Source organism: Mastigocoleus testarum BC008 (genome assembly GCF_001456025.1).
GTDB classification, from domain to species: Bacteria; Cyanobacteriota; Cyanobacteriia; order Cyanobacteriales; family Nostocaceae; genus Mastigocoleus; species Mastigocoleus testarum.
On the sequence record NZ_LMTZ01000155.1, the window covers coordinates 39,312 to 58,780 of the forward strand.

Sequence of the window (19,469 nt, forward strand, 5' to 3'; positions counted from 1 at the left end):
TTGGGTATTTGATGAGGAATAATTAAGCGAACATGATATTACTCCTGTAAACCATAGCCTACCACCAATTAAAAGTGAGATTAAAGCTTTGATTTTGGAGGAAACTCTTAACAAGAACAAGACTTACGCACAAACAATGTAATTATAGTCATTCCATCTAAGGTTAGTGCTCAGTTACGAGTGCGTAAGTCCTAAGAAGTAGAAAACAAGTATTATTTCGGAGAACAAATGTAATATTGCTTATAGTAGTGTGTTTATAAATAAAAAATCAAATTCTCGTAGGGTGCATTAGATCCATCATTATGTATGACCTTCAATGATAACTTGCGTGGGTGTAACGCACCGACTCCAATAGGGTGTTATGGCAAATTCTAACTTAACCAAACCATCAAATTCTTGGGTAGTTATAACAACTCCTATTTAAGATTTATTTTATAAACTCCTTCTATAGCAACGCTGTGCTAGTGTAATCCCTTAACTGTCAAATGTTTGCCATGAATTTAAATAATGAACAAGTCAACTGAACTGGATAAACAACTGTTTTACGAGCAGCTTCAAGAGGAGGTATCAACGACAGGGGGTAGCATTAGAAAAAGTATTCAAGACTTATTTTCTAGAGCGCCAGACGTCACATCCACCAAAAGAGAACCCGTGAAGAAACTTCCTCGAGGGTTCCGACAAAGTGAGATTGGACGAGTTGAAAATGAAGTTACTATTCCGGAGTTCACAATCCAAGTGTATACACCGGGAAGTGACCTCGCGGTGGGAACAGCGAAAAATCAACTCATTTACGCTCGTGATGGGAATGATACTCTTATCGGTTTCAACCCCTATGATAATCAGCCCAATGAAATACAAATCGATATTTTAGTCGGCGATTTACCAATTATCCAGCCACCGACCCCGCGCAACTGGAGCGATCGATTTGTTCTCGGCGATGCTAAACAACCCTTCTATAGTGATGCTGGCTTTAATGACTTCGGTCTTATTTTAGATTTCCAAACAGATCAGGATGTAATTCAGTTACACGGTTCTCGGAAAGACTACCGACTGGCAGAATCATTTCTAGGAACGGAGATATACTACGAGCCGAAGAAATCTAAAGGAAAATCTGACTTCATTGGGTTTTTACCTTTCGTCAATGATTTGAACCTCAGAGATAACTATTTTCAGTTTGAAGGGAAGGGTAAGAAGAGAGGTGGAAAACCGAGAGTCAAAAAATCAACCCAATTGGGAACCATTGGTTTTGACCTTACTGCTAGTGCAGCTGTAGATATACGCGGTAATGTTTATACAGCCGGATATACAAGTGGTTCGTTGGGAGGAACTAATGCTGGCGGACAAGATGCTTTACTTGTCAAATACGATCCTCATGGAAAACTGGAATGGATTGAGCAGTTTGGTACTTCCGATGTAGATACAATCTACGGTATGGCTACCGATAAGCGAGGTAATATTTACCTAACGGGATTAACTGGAGGAGATTTAGCCGCTCCCAAGCAAGCAAGCTCTACTGATGCCTGGATCGCCAAGTATGATGGTAATGGTAACCGGTTATGGATTGACCAGTTTGGAACTGACGTTATTAACCAAGCCTTTGATATTGATGTTGATAATGATGGTAACGTTTACGTATCTGGTCTAACCGTTAAAGATACAGAATCAGAAGAAGCATTTGCCTCAACGGATGATTACTGGATAACCAAGTATGACACCAATGGTAATCGACAGTGGTTTGAAGAGTTTGGTAGTGCAGAGAATCCCAATGGTTTTAACTTTGACGAATCTTATGGTGTCGCCGTAACTGATGATGGTAGCAGCGTCTATGCCTCAGGATGGACTTTCGGTAACTTAGGGGGAGAAAACGCTGGGCTTTATGATGCCTGGGTAGGTAAGTACGATAACAACGGGAACGAGGTATGGCTCAAACAATTTGGAACTCCAACTTATGAGTTTTCATGGGATGTTGATACTGATAGTAAAGGTAATGCTTATGCCATAGGATGGACCCTAGGAGACTTAGGAGGGAAAAATGCTGGGCTTTATGATGCTTGGTTAGCCAAGTACGATAAAGATGGCAACCAAGAGTGGATTCAACAATACGGTACTAGCGGTGACGATCAAGCATTCGGGGTAGAGGTTGACAACAAAGGTGATGTTTATGTCGTAGGATATACCAACCAGGTTTCGCGAAAAAGAAATACTGGCTCCTTCGATGCTTGGGTGGTTAAATATGACGAAAATGGTAATCAGAAGTGGGATAAGCGGTTTGGGGCTCCGAGTTTGGATCAAGCTTTAGGGGTTAGCGTTGATAACGTTACTGATAGCCTCTATGTAACAGGTTCTACCGGGAGTTCCTTCGGCGGTAAAGCCACTGGGATTACGGATAGTTGGGTTGCAAAGCTTGATACCAATTCGGGAAGATTACAAAGATTTACAGATAAGCAAAAACGAAGTGGAAGAAAGTTAAACGGTACTGCTGGTGATGACCGCATCATTAGTACCAAAAAACGGGATATTATCACCGGTGGTGGTGGCGATGATATTTTCGTTTATCAAAATTTTAGAGATGGTAAGGATACAATTACCGATTTTGATACCACTGACGATTTGATAGATGTAAGTTCAATTTTTGCCAGTCCGAAATACCATAGCACAACTCCATTCGATGACTACGTACAGCTAATTCAAAAAGATTCAAGTACTGTGGTTCAAATTAACCCCTTCGGTGATGCTCGAGATAGCTTCAAGACGTTGGTTACTTTGGATAATGTTATTGCTACTGAATTAACTCAGAGCAACTTTATCATCTAAATTAATCTATTTAACTTACTTATTTACTAACTCACACACTTACTTATTTACTAACTCACACACTTATTTATTTGCTCTCTCACACACTTATTTATCAACCTAATAATTCACTATTTCTTTAAATCATCAAATTAGCATTTTTAAAAAATCTAGGACTTACCCAATGAAAACAGAAAATCATTTCAGCTACAGAAAACAGCGCAACTATCCCGCGCTAATTCATCAGCGCTATCCGGTGTAGCCACCCCGCAGGCTAGGAATGCTGTTCACCGTAGATACGTGCAAGCAAGACAGGGAACAGGAAACAGAAGATTACAGGCGTTGGATCTGTCTGGGTGCGTAAGTTCTGTAATTCACATCGAACAATTTTTTTAAAACATTTATAAACTTTTATAAAGGCTGAAATTGATGGGAACCAAGAAAATTCACACATTAGCTTTTCTCGTTACGGGCTTTCCTCCGGATGTAAGTGGCGTTTCTCACTTTAATTGGGAACGCGCCCTATGGCTAGCCAAACAAGATATATATCGTGTAATTGTGTTCGCTCCTGATTGGCAAAACAAAGTAGATTCTTCTTATGCAGTACCAGCGGATCTAGACGACAAACTAATTATTGAACGTTATCCGTCTAAACCTTGGCTTCCTTATAAACTAACTCATGTTCCCAAGTTTTCTGCCGTAGGTCAAATCAATCAAAAATTAGCTCATTATCAACCTGAGTTAATTGTTATCACTGACGTGGAACGCTTTTTCTTATTAAGCGCTTGGCAGTTACCAGGTAGGGATTACGCAAGAGATAATCAGGTTCCCTATATTGCTGAATATCATACGGATCTTTACAATTTCTCTGCGGCTTATCCGGGTTGGCAATGGGTGCGAAATACTGCTCGTAACCTTAATTTAACCAGTTATTTATACCGTCAACTCGATTTGACCGTATGTTCTAGTAAATCTGCTTCCCAAAGCTGTCAAGAAATGGGAATTCCCAAAATCGAGACAATTCCGTTTTTAGGTATTGATGTTTCTACTTATAGTCCTAGTCGTCGCGACCGTAAATGCTTGGAGCCATGGTTAAGTGAAGAAGAAAAAGATAATCGCGTGTTGCTTTTTCTCGGTCGTCTCGGTTTCGAAAAAAGAGTAGATTTACTCATACAAGCTTTCGCTCGATTGAACCCCAAAGAAAATAATTATTCTCTTGTGATCGCAGGAGATGGTCCGATTGATGTTGTCAATCAATTGAAAGGTCTCGCCCAAAAAGTTGCGAACGTTCACTTTACCGGTTTTCTCTTGGGAGAAACCAAAGCTAATGTTTTAGCTTCTTGCGATCTATTTTGTAGCCCTTCGCCTTATGAAACTTTTGGGCGAACTGTGGTCGAAGCTATGGCTTCCGGAACCCCAGTTATCAGTGTCAATAGCGGCGCTGTGTCTGAATACATCTTTGACGGCGTTAATGGCTATCTTGTCGCACCAAAGGATGTTGAAGGATTAGCGAATAAAATTCAAAAAGCGTTATCAAATGACAACACAGACATTATTCAGCGCGCTCTACAAAATGCCAATCAATTTTCTTTGAAGCAAGGATGTCAAAATCTTAGTAATTATTATCAGAAAATATTGGCATGAGAATTGGGAAAAGAGTATTTTTAGAACAACAAAAATGGTGGGCGATCGCCTTTATTGTTGCAAGTTTAACTGGTGGAACAGCGATTTGTTATAAAATTATTAGCTCGCATATTAGTTCACAAAATAGTCGAGAAAATTCTTCATCAATCTCTTCAGGGAATACTTTTAAGATTGGTGCTGTTAGCGCGAGAGGACTTTTAGAACCTGAAGGAGAATTAATTAATCTTTCTGCTCCTGGCTCTTTTGAAAGTGCGAGGGTGAGCAAACTTTTAGTAAAAGAAGGAACTAGAGTTAGTGCTGGACAAACAATCGCTATTCTAGATAGCCGCGATCGTCTTTTTGCAGCCTTAGAGCAAGCAAAGAAACAAATAAAAGTTACTCAAGCCAATCTCGAGCGAGTAAAAGCTGGAGCAAAGATTGGAGAAATCAATGCTCAACAAGCAAAAATAGCTCGACTTGAAGTTCAACTCAGGGGAAAAAGAAAAACTCAGCAAGCAATAATAGCTCGTTTAAAGGCTCAACTTAAGGGGGAAAGAAGAACCCAGCAAGCAATAATAGCTCGTTTAAAGGCTCAATTACATAACGCTTCATTAGAATGGGAACGCTATAAAATGTTACATCGTGAGGGTGCGGTTGAAGCTTCCAAATTTGAGATTAAGCGCTTAGATCTAAGAACTACTCAAGAACATTTAAACGAAGCCCAAGCAAAACTTGATCGGATTGAATTAACTTTACAACATCAAATTCACGAAGCCAAAGCTACTCTCGAGCAAACAGTAGATTCATTACAAGAAGAAATTAAAGAATCCAAAGCAACTTTAAAACAAATTATTGAAGTTCGTCCAACTGATATACAAGTGGCTCGAGCTGAAATGGAAAGTGCGATCGCAAATGCACAAAAAGCACAAGCAGAATTAGATTTAGCCTACGTGCGAGCTCCTTTTGATAGTCATATTCTACAAATTCATACTTTTCCTGGAGAACTAGTAGGAAAAGAAGGAATTGCTAACTTAGGTCAAACCGAAAATATGCACGCTGTTGCAGAAATTTACGAAACAGATATAACTCAAGTAAAAATAGGACAACGAGCTAGTGTCACTAGTAATGCTTTTTCAGGAAAGTTACATGGAGAAGTTTCTCAAATTGGTCTACAAATTGCCAAACAAAATAATTTTAGTACCGATCCAATTGCTGATGTAGATCGTAGAGTGATTGAAGTAAAAATACGCCTCGACCCGGAAGATGCACGCAAAGTTAAACATCTAACAAACTTGCAGGTAGAGGTTTTAATCGATACCTAAGTTCCTAATATCCAGAAAATACTACTTCTCTTTAATAATTTGTTTTTCAAATTCAAAAGCTTTTGAATTCAAGATTTTTCAACATAAAAAAATCAAATATAAAAGCTTTAAAATTCAAAAATAGACATCTTCTTGTATGTTTTCTAAAACACCTTTAGCCTGGTTACAACTGAGTAGAGAAAAAGTACGCCTCGCGGTCGCGATGACAGGAATTGCTTTTTCTAACATTGTTATGTTTATGCAGTTAGGCTTTGAAGGTGCTTTATATGATAGCAACGTCAGGGTGCACAGCAGTTTAAAAGGGGACTTGATTATGATTAGTCCTCGCTCCGAGTCTCTTGCTTACATGAGACAATTTTCCTGGCGTCGTTTATATCAGTCATTGAGCGTCCGGGAAGTAGAATCTGTAAGTCCTTTATACGTCGGATTTGCTGATTGGAAGAATCCTGAAGAAAAAAATTATCGAGCAATTTTAGTTTTTGGGTTTCAGCTAAATAAACCAGTTTTTAATTTAATCGGCGTAAATCAAAATTTAAATAAGCTTAAAAAATATAATAATATTCTTTTTGACCGAACAGCACGAACAGAGTATGGTCCGATTGCTCAAAAAGTTGAAAAAGATAAAGTAGTAGTTAGCGAACTAAGCGATCTAAGAGTAAAAACTGTTGGTTTATTTACTTTAGGTCCTTCATTTGCTGCTGATGGAAACGTAGTTACCAGCGAGGAAAGTTTTCTCCGTCTTTTCAAAACTCGCAACCAAGGGGAAATCGATATTGGAATAATTACACTCAAACCAGGATTCGCATCCGAGGAAGTCTTAAAAAAATTAGCAGCAAAATTACCTGAAGATGTGAGATTACTCACCTATGAAGAATTTATTGAATTCGAGAAAGAATATTGGCGTACGAGTTCGCCAATTGGTTTTATATTTGCTCTAGGTACAACGATGGGATTTATTGTTGGTACGGCGATCGTCTATCAAATACTTTACGCTGAAGTTTCCGAACATTTGCCAGAGTATGCAGCATTAAAGGCTATTGGTTACTCAGACAGATACTTTCTTGGTATTATTTTTCAGCAGGCGTTAATTTTAGCAATTTTAGGTTATATCCCTGGATTGGGTATTTCACTAGGTTTATACCAACTAACCAGAAGTGCAACACTTTTACCAATGACCATGAATATTGCTAGAGGAATATTTGTTTTATTCCTAAGTATTTTCATGTGTTTTATTTCAGGTGCAATTGCTATTAATAAACTACGAGAAGCAGATCCAGCAGATATTTTTTAGTCGGACTGTATATTTTTTTCGTACTAGAACATAATTACCAATTATTAATTACCACATGACACTTTAGACACCCTCATTGTCTGTGCTTACGCCCCGTCTTGCTAACACTTTGTGAACGAGTCGCGCTTTGCGGTCTGTAAGGTGCGGGTTTTTACCGATTACCCATTACCAATTACCAATTTTCCCTTCTCCATATCCCGGCGTCTGGGAATTTCATAAGTCAAAAAATCATGAGCCATCTGGGTTTTCGGAAAAATTGCTCGGGCTTCCTGGAGTAGATCTTTAAGTTCTAAAGCATTTCCAGGAGCATAACGGGGACTAAAATGGGTAATAATTAAACGATGAGCTCCAGCATTTAAAGCTGTTTGGGCCGCCATTGTCGATGTAGAATGCAAGCGTTGAAAAGCCATATCTGCATCTTGATGAGCAAAAGTAGATTCGTGAATTAATACATCTGCATCTTGGGCTAATTCCACCGCACCATCGCAGTATACTGTATCAGTACAGTATGCTACTTTACGCCCGATTTCAGTTTCCCCACAAAAATCTTTTCCATGAAATACTCGACCGTCGGTTAATGTTACCGTCTCACCACGCTTAAGCTGTCCGTATACCCGACCTGGGGGAATTTCCATTGCTTGAGCTTTTCCAATATCGAAGCGTCCCGCCCGGTCTTTTTCCGCAACTCGGTAACCAAAAGCACTTACTCGATGATGTAAAGCTTCGCAAGAGACTACAAATTCCTGATCTTCGTATATAATTCCTGGACGAACAGCATGAACTTTAATTGGATAAGAAAAATGAGTGTGAGAGTAACGTTGACAAGCTTGCAGATACTCACTAAGACCAGGAGGACCATAAATATCCATTCTTTGTACGTTACCAGCTAAACCACAACTAGCAAGGAGACCCATTAACCCAAAAATATGGTCGCCGTGCATATGAGTTATAAAAATTCGGGAAAGTTGACTGATTTTCAGTTCGCTACGCAGAATTTGGTGCTGTGTTCCTTCCCCACAATCGAATAACCACAACTCTGCCCTTTGTGGTAATCTGAGGGCGACACTGGAAACATTACGCGATCGCGTTGGTACACCCGAACTAGTCCCTAAAAATGTTATCTGCACGACCTTATGTAGCCTTCCTCTTGCTCTCGATGAACATTATTTTTTCTATAGTGGCACGTAAACAGAAAAATAATCTTTCCAGCGTGATATAGCTTTGGGTTATTTTAGAGCATATTAACAGTTATAAGGAGTTTTTATACTTAATTATGGCACAAGCAGGCGAGCAAAATTTATTAGTATTAACTTTCTACATGATCGGTATAAGTTACGTCTTTAACCGCATGGTAGATTCGATTGATGACAACATTAAGTATGAATTTGATAAGGGAGCAATTGACGAACAATTAAAAGAATACGACCTTCAGGATCATGTAGGGGTTGCATTCAAATTTAAGCCTTCTTATGAGATCGGTAATCTCAAAGAAATGATGCTACTTCTGAGTAACAAATCGGATAATCTTGGTGTGTACGTAGATTGGGATAACAGTTCGTTAGTTATTGATTACGATAGTTCTTCCCATAGAATCATTAGAACTTCCCCAGACTTATCTCGTGACTTGGGTACACCCCAACATCCAACTTTAGTTGCACCTAAGAAGGGAATAGCCGGAACGTTCAGTATTGAGGGTGTTTTTAAGCGGGATCAAGAAAAAGGCACATATTCAGCAGAAAAGGCGATTATTCCCATTGCTGGATTAAAAAATCATCCAGTGAAAGCCCGGAGAAAATTGTACAAAGATTTTATCACGAGAAAAACAAATATTACCTATTCAATGCAATTAGTTCTAAGGGTCTCTGAGTTACGAGTGGGTGTCGCACCTGGTGAGAATAAACCGCCAATGTACATTATTAATTGTCCGTTTACAATTAAAAAGCTACCTTGGACTTACGCAATGCCCTGGAATAAGAAAAGATAAAATAACTACAGTAATTTGAGTCACAATTAATAAGTAAGGTCTATACAATTCAGGAGTAATGAGTAACAAATTTGGATAAATCAAATTTAGATTAACTAGCACAAAGTTTAGTATCTCAGCAAAATTCATTGCTGTTGTTTGCAAACAGGTAAATTTAATTTAGATAGAGTTTGATGTTGATATTTATCTAAAATGAATTACTTATTTATTTGAAATTCGGTTGATTGAATTTAGGTAACCCTTTAATTGAGCGACCTAAATAATACATTTATAACTTGGGTGTGGGAAACTCTTGACTATAGCTAAGACAAAAGATATTACTTTTACTCCTTACTCCATATCCATAATTCCTTACTTCAGCTAATTTCTGTCTATGTCTAATTTTTACCAGCCCCCCCCAGATATTTCTACTTCCTCACGATCCTATAACCTGACGACACAAGCTAAATTGGGATGGTCATTGGATCGACGAGACCCAAAAACAATTGAAGCTTTTATGCCACTGTGGGAATGGTTTTATAAATATTATTTCCGCGTACAAACTAGTGGTTGGGAACATGTTTCACCAAATAAAAAGGTTCTGTTGGTGGGTTCCCACAATGGGGGACTTGCTGCTCCTGATATGATTTTGATGATGTACGATTGGTTCAAAAGATTTGGAACCAACCAACCTATTTATGGTTTGATGCATCCTTCTGCTTGGCAATTCCCTCAAATAGCAGAATTAGCAGCTAAAGTTGGAGCAATTGTAGCTCATCCGAAAATGGGTTATAGAGCTTTGCGTTCTGGAGCTAGCGTCTTAGTTTATCCTGGGGGAGCAAAAGATGTTTTTCGCCCCCATTCTCTACGCGATCGCATTTATTTTGGCAACAATCAAGCTTTTATTAAATTAGCCCTGCGAGAAAAAGTACCTATCGTACCGGTGATTTCCCACGGCGCTCATGATACTTTTATCGTACTTGCAGATATTTACGATTTTATAAAACAATTTCACGACTGGGGTATGCCCTGGTTTATGGGAATCGATCCTGAAACTTTTCCTATTTATCTGGGTTTACCTTGGGGAGTTGCTTTTGGTCCTCTCCCCAATATTCCATTTCCCGTAACTGTTCGTACGAGAGTTTGTCCACCAATAGTTTTTGAACGTTACGGTCGGGAAGCTGCTTGCGATCGCCAATATGTTAATGCTTGTTACAATATGGTCGTCAGTCAGATGCAAAGAGAATTAGATATTTTGGTTTACGGGTAGGTAAATGAACTTGAAGAAAATAAAAATACCTTTACTTTAAAACTGTATAAAACTTCTACAGTATCCCCAAGAAATTTAACTCTCCAGATACTTCCTGGAAATAAAATATTCCTACTTAAATAATGGAATTGATACTTAATTATTTCCAGTTGCTGGCTGGTTAAAAAGCTAAATGATTAAACCAACTCAACCACTGTATGAGCGCATTGCTGTGGTTTTTGATTTTGACGAAACTCTTGTCAGGGACACTTTTGATGTTCTTTTAGAAAATTTTAATCTTGATGTAAAAGAATTTCGTCAACAAAGAGTTAAACCTCTAATTGATTCCGGCTGGGATAAGGTTCTAGCAAGGGCTCATTGTTTGATTGAAGAGTCAAAACAACGAGAGACTAAAGATAAAATTACCGCTCAAAGATTAGCTCAAATTGGTAAGGAACTTGAACCTTTTAGCGGTGTTGAGGAAATGTTTACTCGCTTAAGAAAACGCGCTTGCGAGGTGGTTCCAGAAGTTGAAATTGAATTTTACTTGATTACTGGCGGTTTTTTGGATATTGCTCGCAACACATCTATCGCACCCAACTTTAAAGGTATGTGGGGCTGTGAATTTCATTATGCTTCTGATGGAGAAATTCAGTTTCTCAAAACACAGATGACCCACACCGAAAAAACTCGTTACCTCTTCTATATTTCCAAAGGAATAGATAAGGCTAATTCTAAGGATTTAATTTTCAGCTACTCTAGTATTCCGGATGAAGAATTGCACGTACCCTTGAATCAGATGATTTACGTTGGTGACGGTACATCCGATATACCTTGTTTTTCTATTCTTAATAAGTATCAAGGAATCCCCATTGGTCTTTACAAAGACGGAACTCAAGAATGGGAACATCAAGCAGAAATAAGTAATAACCAACAGGTGATAAACTTGGCTCCCGCAGACTATTCTGAAAATTCAGAACTAATGCGATCGCTATTTCTCGCAATTGAAAGTATTTGCAAGCAAATAGCTTTACACCAACTTAGTGTAAAGAAATAAATCCCATTACTATTGCGTTCTAACAAAACATCTAAAATATCAAAGATATCTAAAAGATAAAGATAATTTTTAAATTCCACTCTTGACCGTTACGAACAATCTTAATTTCCCGAATAAATTCTCGAAAATAAAATCGACGTTCTGACTCAGATAAATCCCACCAAAATTGAGGGATAGAGACAGCTTGTGCTACTGACAGTAAATTAACAGGAGGTAAAGTAGCTAATTTCGCCTGGAGTGCAGATATTTCTGTACGTAATTTGTAGATTCTGATTTTTGCTGTTTCTGAATCTAAAATCCCATTTTCACTTAATTCAGGAATTTGAGTCAGAATTTTTTGCTGGCGATCAATTGTTGCAGTTAAATTATTTTTTACCACATCTAACTGAGGAAAATCTATTTCGCCAACAGCTGAAGGAAGACTGTGACAAACGGCATTGATAGTATTTTCTAATACCTCTTGGTAAGGTAGAGCGCGACATTTTTTTGTTCTGGTACAGCTAGCAGGACGTAAGTAGAGATATTCCTTTGTTTGGTAACGTTGAGTAACGCGGGTAACAATTGTGTGGGACTGACATTCACCACAAATCACTAAACCAGCCAAGGAGCGGGGTGCACTAGCACTTCGAGGTGCTAAACGACTATTACGACGCAGTAATCTATCTACCTGTGCTGCTTCTTCTCGGGAAATAATTGGCGTGTGGGTATCGGAAATAATTTCCCCATCTCGATATGCTGTGTCACCTCGATAAACCGGATTGGTTAACCAACGACGTCCGGTAGTTACAGAAATCTTTTTACCGTATTTTTTTGCTAAATAACGAACCGCACTCCGAAGAGAACCATATAACAAAAAATGCTCGAAAAAATCTTTGACGACAGGGGAAGTTGTGCGGTCAATAATGTATTTTTCTTTCCCGCGACGGTAACCATAGGGAATTTTACCCGGTGGTGGTGCAGCATTCAAACGCTTGCGAGCATGACCTTGGCGAATACGACGACTACGTTGCTGTTTCTGAATCTCATGTAATAATTTCAGCAATTCTAGCTGGGGATGATTCTTGGTTGATGAATCTATTTGCAAACCTGTTTGAAAATCAATTTGAGACTTTACCCAAGAATCCACCTGAGAATTAACTTGAGAATTAACTTCAGTATCTGTGGGAGAAGACTTGTAACCCTGCTCCACAGCAATTAAGATAATTCCCATCTCTTCAATTTTTGATAACTGGGAAGTTACATCTTGTACGGTATCCCCCAACTCTTCCAAACGTCGCACCAACAATAAATCCGGTGCTTCTGTTTGACAATCTATGATTAATTTTTGTAACTGCGATCGCTTACCTAAATCTTCATACACTCGGTCGATATCCCACTCCCAACAGCTAAGATCGGGAGAATTTTCTATTAAGGGATCGGTGTAAGTGTAAGCAAATATTCTCATCTACAATGAATTCTCTTGGAGCGGCGTTATACGTCAGTTAGCAGAACCTTTGTATATTAATCTTAGATGGCGGTGCATCAAGGCTTGTTCTATATTTTTCTTTTCCCCACATAGTGGTGCGTTACGGCTTGTTTTATATTTTTCTTTTCCCAAATATCTAAACGTAGCTTAACGCACCCTACAAATGATAACTGGTAACTGTTAACTGTTAACTGTCAACCCTGACTCAACTCAATTATGTTTCCGTCAGGATCTTGGGTGAATAATGCAGCACGACCAGAGGCACTTGGTTGAATTTGGCAGTTATAATTTAATAGTTGCTGTTTAGCAGCAGCTAAGTCGGAAACTGAAAAAGCAATGTGGGGGTTACGTCCCCATTTTTCATGTCTAATTTCTGTGGGGACAGATGGAGCGACAATGATGTGAATTTGGGAGTTTCCGATTTGGTACCACGAACCAGGAAATTTCATTGGACGTTCTTTGGCTTTAGGCAATTTTAAGATTTCACCATAGAAGTGTTCTGCTCGTTTTAAGTCCGTAACTAAAATAGCTGTATGCAAACACTGGGTAATTTCCATGGTTACACCTCGTCAGTGATAAGTAATGAGTAATAAGTAATAAGTAATAAGTAATAAGTAATAAGTAATAAGTAATCAAGTAATCAAGTAATAAGTATTTATACTTTTGTATTAGTTTAGAGAATTTAACTTTTTGTATATTATAAAAGCATTCTACTCCTAACTCATTGCTATGCGTTTACGCCCCCGCAATACCTTACAGTACGCTTGCGTTAGGCACTAACATTACTCATTACTGTGCGCTGTGTACACTTATGTGTCCCGCTAGACCGCGCCGCGAGCGGCGAACGCTAACGCGCCCCGCAATACCTATAGCTGCGCTGCCTTGCGGATCCGGTACGCTGACGCTAGCTGCGCTAACATTACTCATTACTTATTACTTATTACTCATTACTCATTACTCATTACTCACTACTCACTACTCCCAATTCTGGCTTGTTTGCGAAGACAATATAAAACCAACAAAATAAATAAGACCAAGCCAGTAAAATACTTTATAGGGTCGGGTATTCCAGGATTAGGAGAAAAGAAGCCTTCTATTGTACCGGCAATAATCAGCATGGGTACAATACCAAATACTAATTGTGCAGCTAGGGAACCATACAATTTTAAAGCTTCGCCACGGCGATATTTTCCTGGGAATAATAATGCTCGACCAATCAAAAACCCAGCCCCTCCAGCAAAAAATATCGCTGGTAATTCTAGAGAACCATGGGGAAAAACAAACGCCCAAAATGGATAAGCTAAGTTGTTTTGTCCAACTAAAGTTGCAATTCCACCAATATGTAAACCGTTATACACCATCAAAAATAATGTGTATGCACCAAAAGTAATTCCACCTGCAACTGCACCAAAGGAAACAGATATATTATTAATTGTTATGCTACTTGAGGCTAAGGGCTCAACACCTACGATTGAACCCATCCATAATTTACCCTCATCCCTCACCAGGGTAATAATCCGTTGGGGAGCAATTAACGAGATAAAATTTGGATCTTGCCAAGCATACCACCAAGAAACTAAAGCTGCGAACAAAAATAGAGTTGTAGCAAATAAAATATAGAGAAAACTTTGTTGAACTACACTTGGGAAACCCCACAGGTAGAAATCTATCACAGCTTTCCATTCCTGTCGTCGCGAACCTTGGTAAATTTGCGAATATGCACGGGTTGTTAAAGTTTGCAGATTTTGTATCAAATTATTACCAACTTTTTGCGTGCGCGCTCGGGCGAGGTCTGCACTTACCGAACGATACAAACTTGCAAGCTCCCTAACTTCTCCAGATTTTAAAGATTTTAAACCTTTTTTTTCTACTTTTTTTAATAAGTTATCCAAGCGTTGCCAATTTGCTTCTCGCCTACCAATCCAACGTTGAATATTCATAAGTTTTGGGAATAATACCTTTGACTTGTCCTAAGATAACCACACATTCATTTATATAAGCATTGCTGTCCTTTTAAAATATGACTCCCAATAATTCTCCAGAATCAATAAAACCTTTGAGTGTAGGTAATGTTGTCACAGCAGGTATTCAGTTGTATCGTTCACACCTGAAGTCTTACTTTTTACTTGCATTAATTGGAAACTTGTGGGCTTTTTTGCCATTTATTTTTATAGTACCTGCGGTTTCACTATTAATATTTGGTGCGACTAATGGTAACAATGTTGTTGTAGCTTCTTTGGTTGTAATGGCCATTGGGACAGTAATATACTTCTATTCCTTAGGTAAAGCGGCAATTAATACAGGTACTATTTCCCGGTTAGCATTTCAAGAATTAATCAATCAACCAGAAACGGTAAGTACTGCTCGCAGTCAATTACAACCAAAATTATGGGTTTTTGTTCGACTTACTTTGTTGATGATATTAATATTTTTGGGAATATTTATTCCCTCATTTATTTTACTAGTTATTCCATTATTAAATTTATTAGTTATTATTCCAATTTTTGCCGGTTGGTTGTGGTGTTTTGCTCGCCTGATGATTTCTTACATAGTTTTAGCAGTTGAAGACACAAATAGTTCTAGAGCATGTATTAGTCGCAGTTGGGATTTAACAAAGGAAAGTGTTTGGCGTATCGCTTTAGTATTAGTAGTTGCATTATTAGTCACGGCACCATTACAAATAATTGTTCAATTTGTGAATCAAACTATTCAGGAAGGTTATATGCTACCGGCTATTGAAGCTGCTAGAACCGGTTCAACGAACTCGATCGGTTTGGTCGCATTTTTTTACTTACTAAATTTAGCCCTAAGCTTTATACTTAGTTCAATTATTTCACCATTTTGGCAAGCTGTTCAAGCAGTTATTTACTACGACTTACGCAATCGTCGCGAAGGTTTGGGATTGAATTTGCGTAGCTAGAGCAGCTAAATTAAGAGTTAATCATTATTAGTTGAAGGCGCGCCGAATCCTTGCACGTCTTTACGAAAAAAATATAACATCAATACACTTAAATGAATATATTTAACCGTGTAAAATTTAGTACTCCAGAAAATGTAGAATTAGAATTAACTCTTGCTGGAATTGGTAACAGAGCTTGGGCATTGCTAATTGACTATTTTTTCTTAGGGCTAATATTATTATTTTTTGTCATCGTTGGATTAATTTTTTCTTTTATTTTTATCAATTTTTGGACAAATCTATTTGGCGATCAAGCACCTGTATGGTTATTCGGTATTGCTATATTTGTTAACTACATAATCTACTCTGGATACTTCGTTTTCTTTGAAACAATATGGCAAGGTCAAAGTCCAGGAAAACGTCTGGCTAAGATTCGAGTGATTAAGGATGACGGTAGACCAGTAAGATTGACACAAATTGCATTACGTTCCTTGCTACGACCAATTGATGAATTATTATTTATTGGTGCGATTTTAATTATGTTTAACCGTTGGGAAAAGCGTTTGGGTGATTGGTTAGCGGGAACAATCGTAGTTCAAGAACAAGTTCCAAATCTATCAGACAGTTTAAGTATTTCAAAAGCTGGGGAAGATTTAGCCACCGAATTACTAGAAAACGCATATTTATCCGGACTTCTACCGGATGATTTTGCTGTAATTAAGGAATATTTACAAAGACGCTATAAATTAAGCCAAAAAGGTAAACATGATACTAGTTTGCGTTTAGCTCGGGACGTGCAAGAAATCATTAATTTTCCAGAGCTTCCAAAAGATATTAGTACAGATGATTTTTTAGAAGCAGTTTATTTAGCTTATCAGCAACAATCATCTTATTCTAGCGATTAATATCATAAGTCGTTAATGCAATTTATCTCAATTATTTACATTGAAATGATTTTATTTAAATTAATATTTTTGCTGCTTGATTAATTTGGTTTATCAAAAATAATTTTCTTAGGTTTGTAATAGAATCAGCTATCGCAATCCTATTTAACTTCAGGAGCGCTATGATAAATCTACTGATAAATATTTTCTTGTTAATCATTACGAATTACCTGTTTCTCACTTATTACTAATACCACACATAAATAAATCGATTAAATTGGTACAAATAATCAAATTAAATAAATTAAATCCAGTGGGGTAGTACATTGCAACCAATAGAAAAACCGCAAGCGTGGTGGATATTTCGTCTCGGCTCTGCTTTACTGCTAGTAGGTCAAGTGTGGCTGCACCTTCTCCAAGGAAAAGTTTGCTTGCGTAGGACAGTCGAACACATGGTGACAGCTGGACCTGCTGCAATCTCACCGGTACTTTTGGTGAATGGATTTGCAGGAATGATTTTTACTATTCAAACAGCAAGGGAATTGGCACAGTTCGGTGCTTCTAATGCTATTGGTGGAGCTTTTGCTCTAGCTTTTTGTCGAGAACTAGCCCCGATTTTAAGTGCAAGTATCATTGCTGGACAAGTGGGTTCAGCTTTTGCTGCTGAAATCGGTTCAATGCGAGTTACCGAACAAATTGACGCGTTGTATATGCTCAAAACCGACCCCATTGACTATTTGGTTATACCTAGGGTTATCGCTTGCTGTTTAATGCTACCGGTAGTGACGATGATTGGTTTAGTAACCGGAATTGCTGGAGGAATGTTCGCAGCCCAGAAGTTTTATCAAATAGACCCAGCAATATTTCTAGAATCAATTAGAGAATTTTTAGCTCAGGCAGATATTTTAATCGTACTACTTAAAGCATTCATTTTTGGCATGGTAGTTGCTGTTATTGGTTGTAGTTGGGGACTAACAACTAAGGGTGGAGCAAAAGAAGTAGGAGCATCAGCAACTGCAGCAGTTGTAACTACTTGGGTAGCTATTTTTGTCATAGATTTTTTTCTTTCATTACTACTTTTTGAAGGACCAGCTTTATAGAGAATTAGATTCATGTATGGCGCTACGCACAAACCATTAGCACCTAGCAAAGCGTACCGGTTTCACGCGTCTAAGGACGAATGCACGCGCAATGTAATAACCCCGCTCTGCTCTTAGCGCAGCTAGAGCCTGCGGCGTCAGAGGGAGCCTAAGTGCCTGTCCGTAGAACAAACAGGATTCATCAATGTCCTAACCTGACTACGTAATGCTATAACTGACAATTTAACAATTGTGCCAAAAAAAAAACTGGTTTTTATTGCTGTTCTGGAATCAACTCTTTGTAAAGTGATGTTATTATTAGCAACCTGAGTGTTGATAATTGATTACAGATTTATCAATGCTTGTACAACTATGATTGTTTCAACAAGTATTAAGAGGTTAAAGCGATGAAAACTGCAACAGAAACCAGAACCAGTAAATCAACGACAAAATCTTCTAAGAAAAGACAGAAATCTTTTGCTTCTAGCAATATTGCTTGTCCTCCAAGAAAAGTCTCAAAACGTCAGCCAAAGCGTTCCTATGAATGCCTTAGTGATTGGGAGAATGCCAGCTAAAATTAACCATAAATTTGATAATTAGGTGTAATGTAGCAAGATTTTGTTCTGAAGTCCTATTATTTGAAGTCTTAAGATTTAAATTATTAAGATTGGAATAATCAAGATCTGAATAATTAAGATTTGAAGTATTGAGATTTGAAGTCCTAAAATCTGAAATCGTAATGTTTGACGATTTAACTATGATTCTCCCTCATGATAAGGTAATCAGGCGATACCAATTAATTTGAATGAATTGATTTGAATTAGATGTCAGAGGGAAAACTATTGCTACAATCGGGTACTTTATGGACAAGCGTTGTCAATAGTACCGCACACGCTCTCGAATGTGGGGCTTTGTTATCCATCCCAACAAATTTTGAGTTTGTCGAACAAGATGGTGTCAATTTTTTGGTTCGCGTTTTAGCTAATTTAGAAAGAAAGGAGGAAGCCAAAAAAAAACTAGAAAAATTATCCGCAGAAACGGGAAAGGTAAAGGTAGAAAAATTTAACCCATTTTTACCTTATGACAAAGATTTATTTGTGGCAGATATTTCCGAAACTCACGTGTGTATTTTGAATAAGTACAACGTAGTCGAACATCATTTACTAATGATTACTCGCGCCTTTGAAGAGCAAGAAAGTTTATTAACGTTGCAAGACTTTACTGCTATGTGGGCGTGCTTAGCACAAATCGATGGTTTAGTTTTCTATAACGGTGGTAAGGTCGCCGGTGCAAGCCAACCGCACAAACACCTACAATTAATTAAACTTCCCCTCACACCTTCTGGGTTAAATATACCAATTGCACCTTTATTAGAAACTGCAGAATTTAAAGGTTCAATTGGTAGTCTGACAGGAATGCCATTTTTACAAGTTTTTGTGCAGTTTGACCCCAGTTTAATCGATTCTCCCCTAAAAGCTGCTGAGGTAACCCTGAAACGTTATCATGATGCGTTAGACGCTGTTGGTTTATTAGATGATAATGGGGTTATCTCCGGAAAACCGAAGGGAGCTTATAATTTTCTGGCTACTCGGGAATGGATGTTGATAATACCAAGACAAAAAGAAGAATTCGCATCAATTTCGATCAATTCATTGGGGTTTGCAGGTTCGCTGTTTGTTCGTGATGAAAAACAAATGCAAATCCTCAAAGATAGTGGTCCTATGAATATGCTACAAAATGTTGCTTTTGCTCAGATTTAACCCATCTTCCGCACTCTAACTGTCACAATCGGTAATTACTTAAATAAATCAATAATAAAAGAGTAAAAAAGTACTTTTTACCAC

The 19,469-nt window shown here is 38.0% G+C and carries 17 protein-coding genes; 12 read left to right on the forward strand and 5 right to left on the reverse strand.

The window, feature by feature from the left end:
- Positions 1-507 precede the first annotated feature (507 nt).
- From BC008_RS41895 to devC, 4 genes are all read left to right on the forward strand, one after another.
- Entirely contained in the window at positions 508-2,814 is a 2,307-nt protein-coding gene (locus BC008_RS41895) for an SBBP repeat-containing protein (RefSeq protein ID WP_058184687.1), read from the forward strand.
- 408 nt (positions 2,815-3,222) lie between these two features.
- On the forward strand, positions 3,223-4,437 hold the full coding sequence (locus BC008_RS41900; RefSeq protein WP_027841972.1) for a glycosyltransferase: 1,215 nt from the start codon (positions 3,223-3,225) through the stop codon (positions 4,435-4,437).
- The gene (locus BC008_RS41905; RefSeq protein WP_036264916.1) at positions 4,434-5,738 is read left to right on the forward strand and encodes an ABC exporter membrane fusion protein; all 1,305 of its coding nucleotides are present in this window, start codon (positions 4,434-4,436) and stop codon (positions 5,736-5,738) included. The genes BC008_RS41900 and BC008_RS41905 overlap by 4 nt, the downstream gene beginning before the upstream one ends.
- Positions 5,739-5,874: 136 nt before the next feature.
- Positions 5,875-7,029, forward strand: coding sequence for an ABC transporter permease DevC (devC, locus tag BC008_RS41910; RefSeq protein WP_027841970.1), 1,155 nt, complete (start codon positions 5,875-5,877; stop codon positions 7,027-7,029).
- 158 nt (positions 7,030-7,187) lie between these two features.
- Here devC and BC008_RS41915 read toward each other — a convergent pair whose 3' ends face one another.
- Positions 7,188-8,156, reverse strand: coding sequence for a ribonuclease Z (locus tag BC008_RS41915; RefSeq protein ID WP_027841969.1), 969 nt, complete (start codon positions 8,154-8,156; stop codon positions 7,188-7,190).
- 146 nt (positions 8,157-8,302) lie between these two features.
- Here BC008_RS41915 and BC008_RS41920 point away from each other — a divergent pair, with 146 nt between their 5' ends.
- The 3 genes from BC008_RS41920 to BC008_RS41930 all read left to right on the forward strand — a co-directional run bounded on the left by BC008_RS41920 (position 8,303) and on the right by BC008_RS41930 (position 11,298).
- Positions 8,303-9,013, forward strand: a complete 711-nt coding sequence (locus tag BC008_RS41920; protein ID WP_027841968.1) for a hypothetical protein — start codon at positions 8,303-8,305, stop codon at positions 9,011-9,013.
- Positions 9,014-9,386: 373 nt separating this feature from the next.
- The gene (locus BC008_RS41925; protein WP_153009752.1) at positions 9,387-10,262 is read left to right on the forward strand and encodes a lysophospholipid acyltransferase family protein; all 876 of its coding nucleotides are present in this window, start codon (positions 9,387-9,389) and stop codon (positions 10,260-10,262) included.
- 172 nt (positions 10,263-10,434) lie between these two features.
- Positions 10,435-11,298: an HAD hydrolase-like protein gene (locus BC008_RS41930; RefSeq protein ID WP_027841966.1), complete on the forward strand. Its 864-nt coding sequence runs from the start codon at positions 10,435-10,437 to the stop codon at positions 11,296-11,298.
- 49 nt (positions 11,299-11,347) lie between these two features.
- On the opposite strand, the gene BC008_RS41935 is transcribed toward BC008_RS41930, so the two are convergent.
- From BC008_RS41935 to BC008_RS41945, 4 genes are all read right to left on the reverse strand, one after another.
- Positions 11,348-12,742: a recombinase family protein gene (locus tag BC008_RS41935; RefSeq protein WP_027841965.1), complete on the reverse strand. Its 1,395-nt coding sequence runs from the start codon at positions 12,740-12,742 to the stop codon at positions 11,348-11,350.
- A 215-nt stretch (positions 12,743-12,957) separates the two neighbouring features.
- Positions 12,958-13,320, reverse strand: a complete 363-nt coding sequence (locus tag BC008_RS41940; protein ID WP_027841964.1) for a VOC family protein — start codon at positions 13,318-13,320, stop codon at positions 12,958-12,960.
- 232 nt (positions 13,321-13,552) lie between these two features.
- A complete protein-coding gene (locus tag BC008_RS50105; RefSeq protein ID WP_161938223.1) occupies positions 13,553-13,690 on the reverse strand; it encodes a hypothetical protein in 138 nt (45 codons plus the stop codon).
- 41 nt (positions 13,691-13,731) lie between these two features.
- Positions 13,732-14,703 carry a stage II sporulation protein M gene (locus BC008_RS41945; RefSeq protein ID WP_027846195.1) on the reverse strand — a complete coding sequence of 324 codons (972 nt, stop codon included), beginning with the start codon at positions 14,701-14,703 and terminating at the stop codon, positions 13,732-13,734.
- Positions 14,704-14,783: 80 nt separating this feature from the next.
- On the opposite strand from BC008_RS41945, the gene BC008_RS41950 reads away from it, so the two are divergent.
- The 5 genes from BC008_RS41950 (at position 14,784) to BC008_RS41965 (ending at position 19,385) form a co-directional block, all read left to right on the forward strand.
- Entirely contained in the window at positions 14,784-15,683 is a 900-nt protein-coding gene (locus tag BC008_RS41950) for a hypothetical protein (protein ID WP_058184689.1), read from the forward strand.
- Positions 15,684-15,775: 92 nt separating this feature from the next.
- Positions 15,776-16,567: an RDD family protein gene (locus BC008_RS41955; RefSeq protein ID WP_027846194.1), complete on the forward strand. Its 792-nt coding sequence runs from the start codon at positions 15,776-15,778 to the stop codon at positions 16,565-16,567.
- Positions 16,568-16,872: 305 nt separating this feature from the next.
- Positions 16,873-17,646: an MlaE family lipid ABC transporter permease subunit gene (locus BC008_RS41960; protein WP_027846193.1), complete on the forward strand. Its 774-nt coding sequence runs from the start codon at positions 16,873-16,875 to the stop codon at positions 17,644-17,646.
- A gap of 386 nt (positions 17,647-18,032) precedes the next feature.
- Positions 18,033-18,200, forward strand: coding sequence for a hypothetical protein (locus BC008_RS50965; protein WP_201026231.1), 168 nt, complete (start codon positions 18,033-18,035; stop codon positions 18,198-18,200).
- Between the two features lie 249 nt (positions 18,201-18,449).
- Positions 18,450-19,385: an ATP adenylyltransferase family protein gene (locus BC008_RS41965; RefSeq protein WP_027846192.1), complete on the forward strand. Its 936-nt coding sequence runs from the start codon at positions 18,450-18,452 to the stop codon at positions 19,383-19,385.
- Positions 19,386-19,469 lie beyond the last annotated feature (84 nt).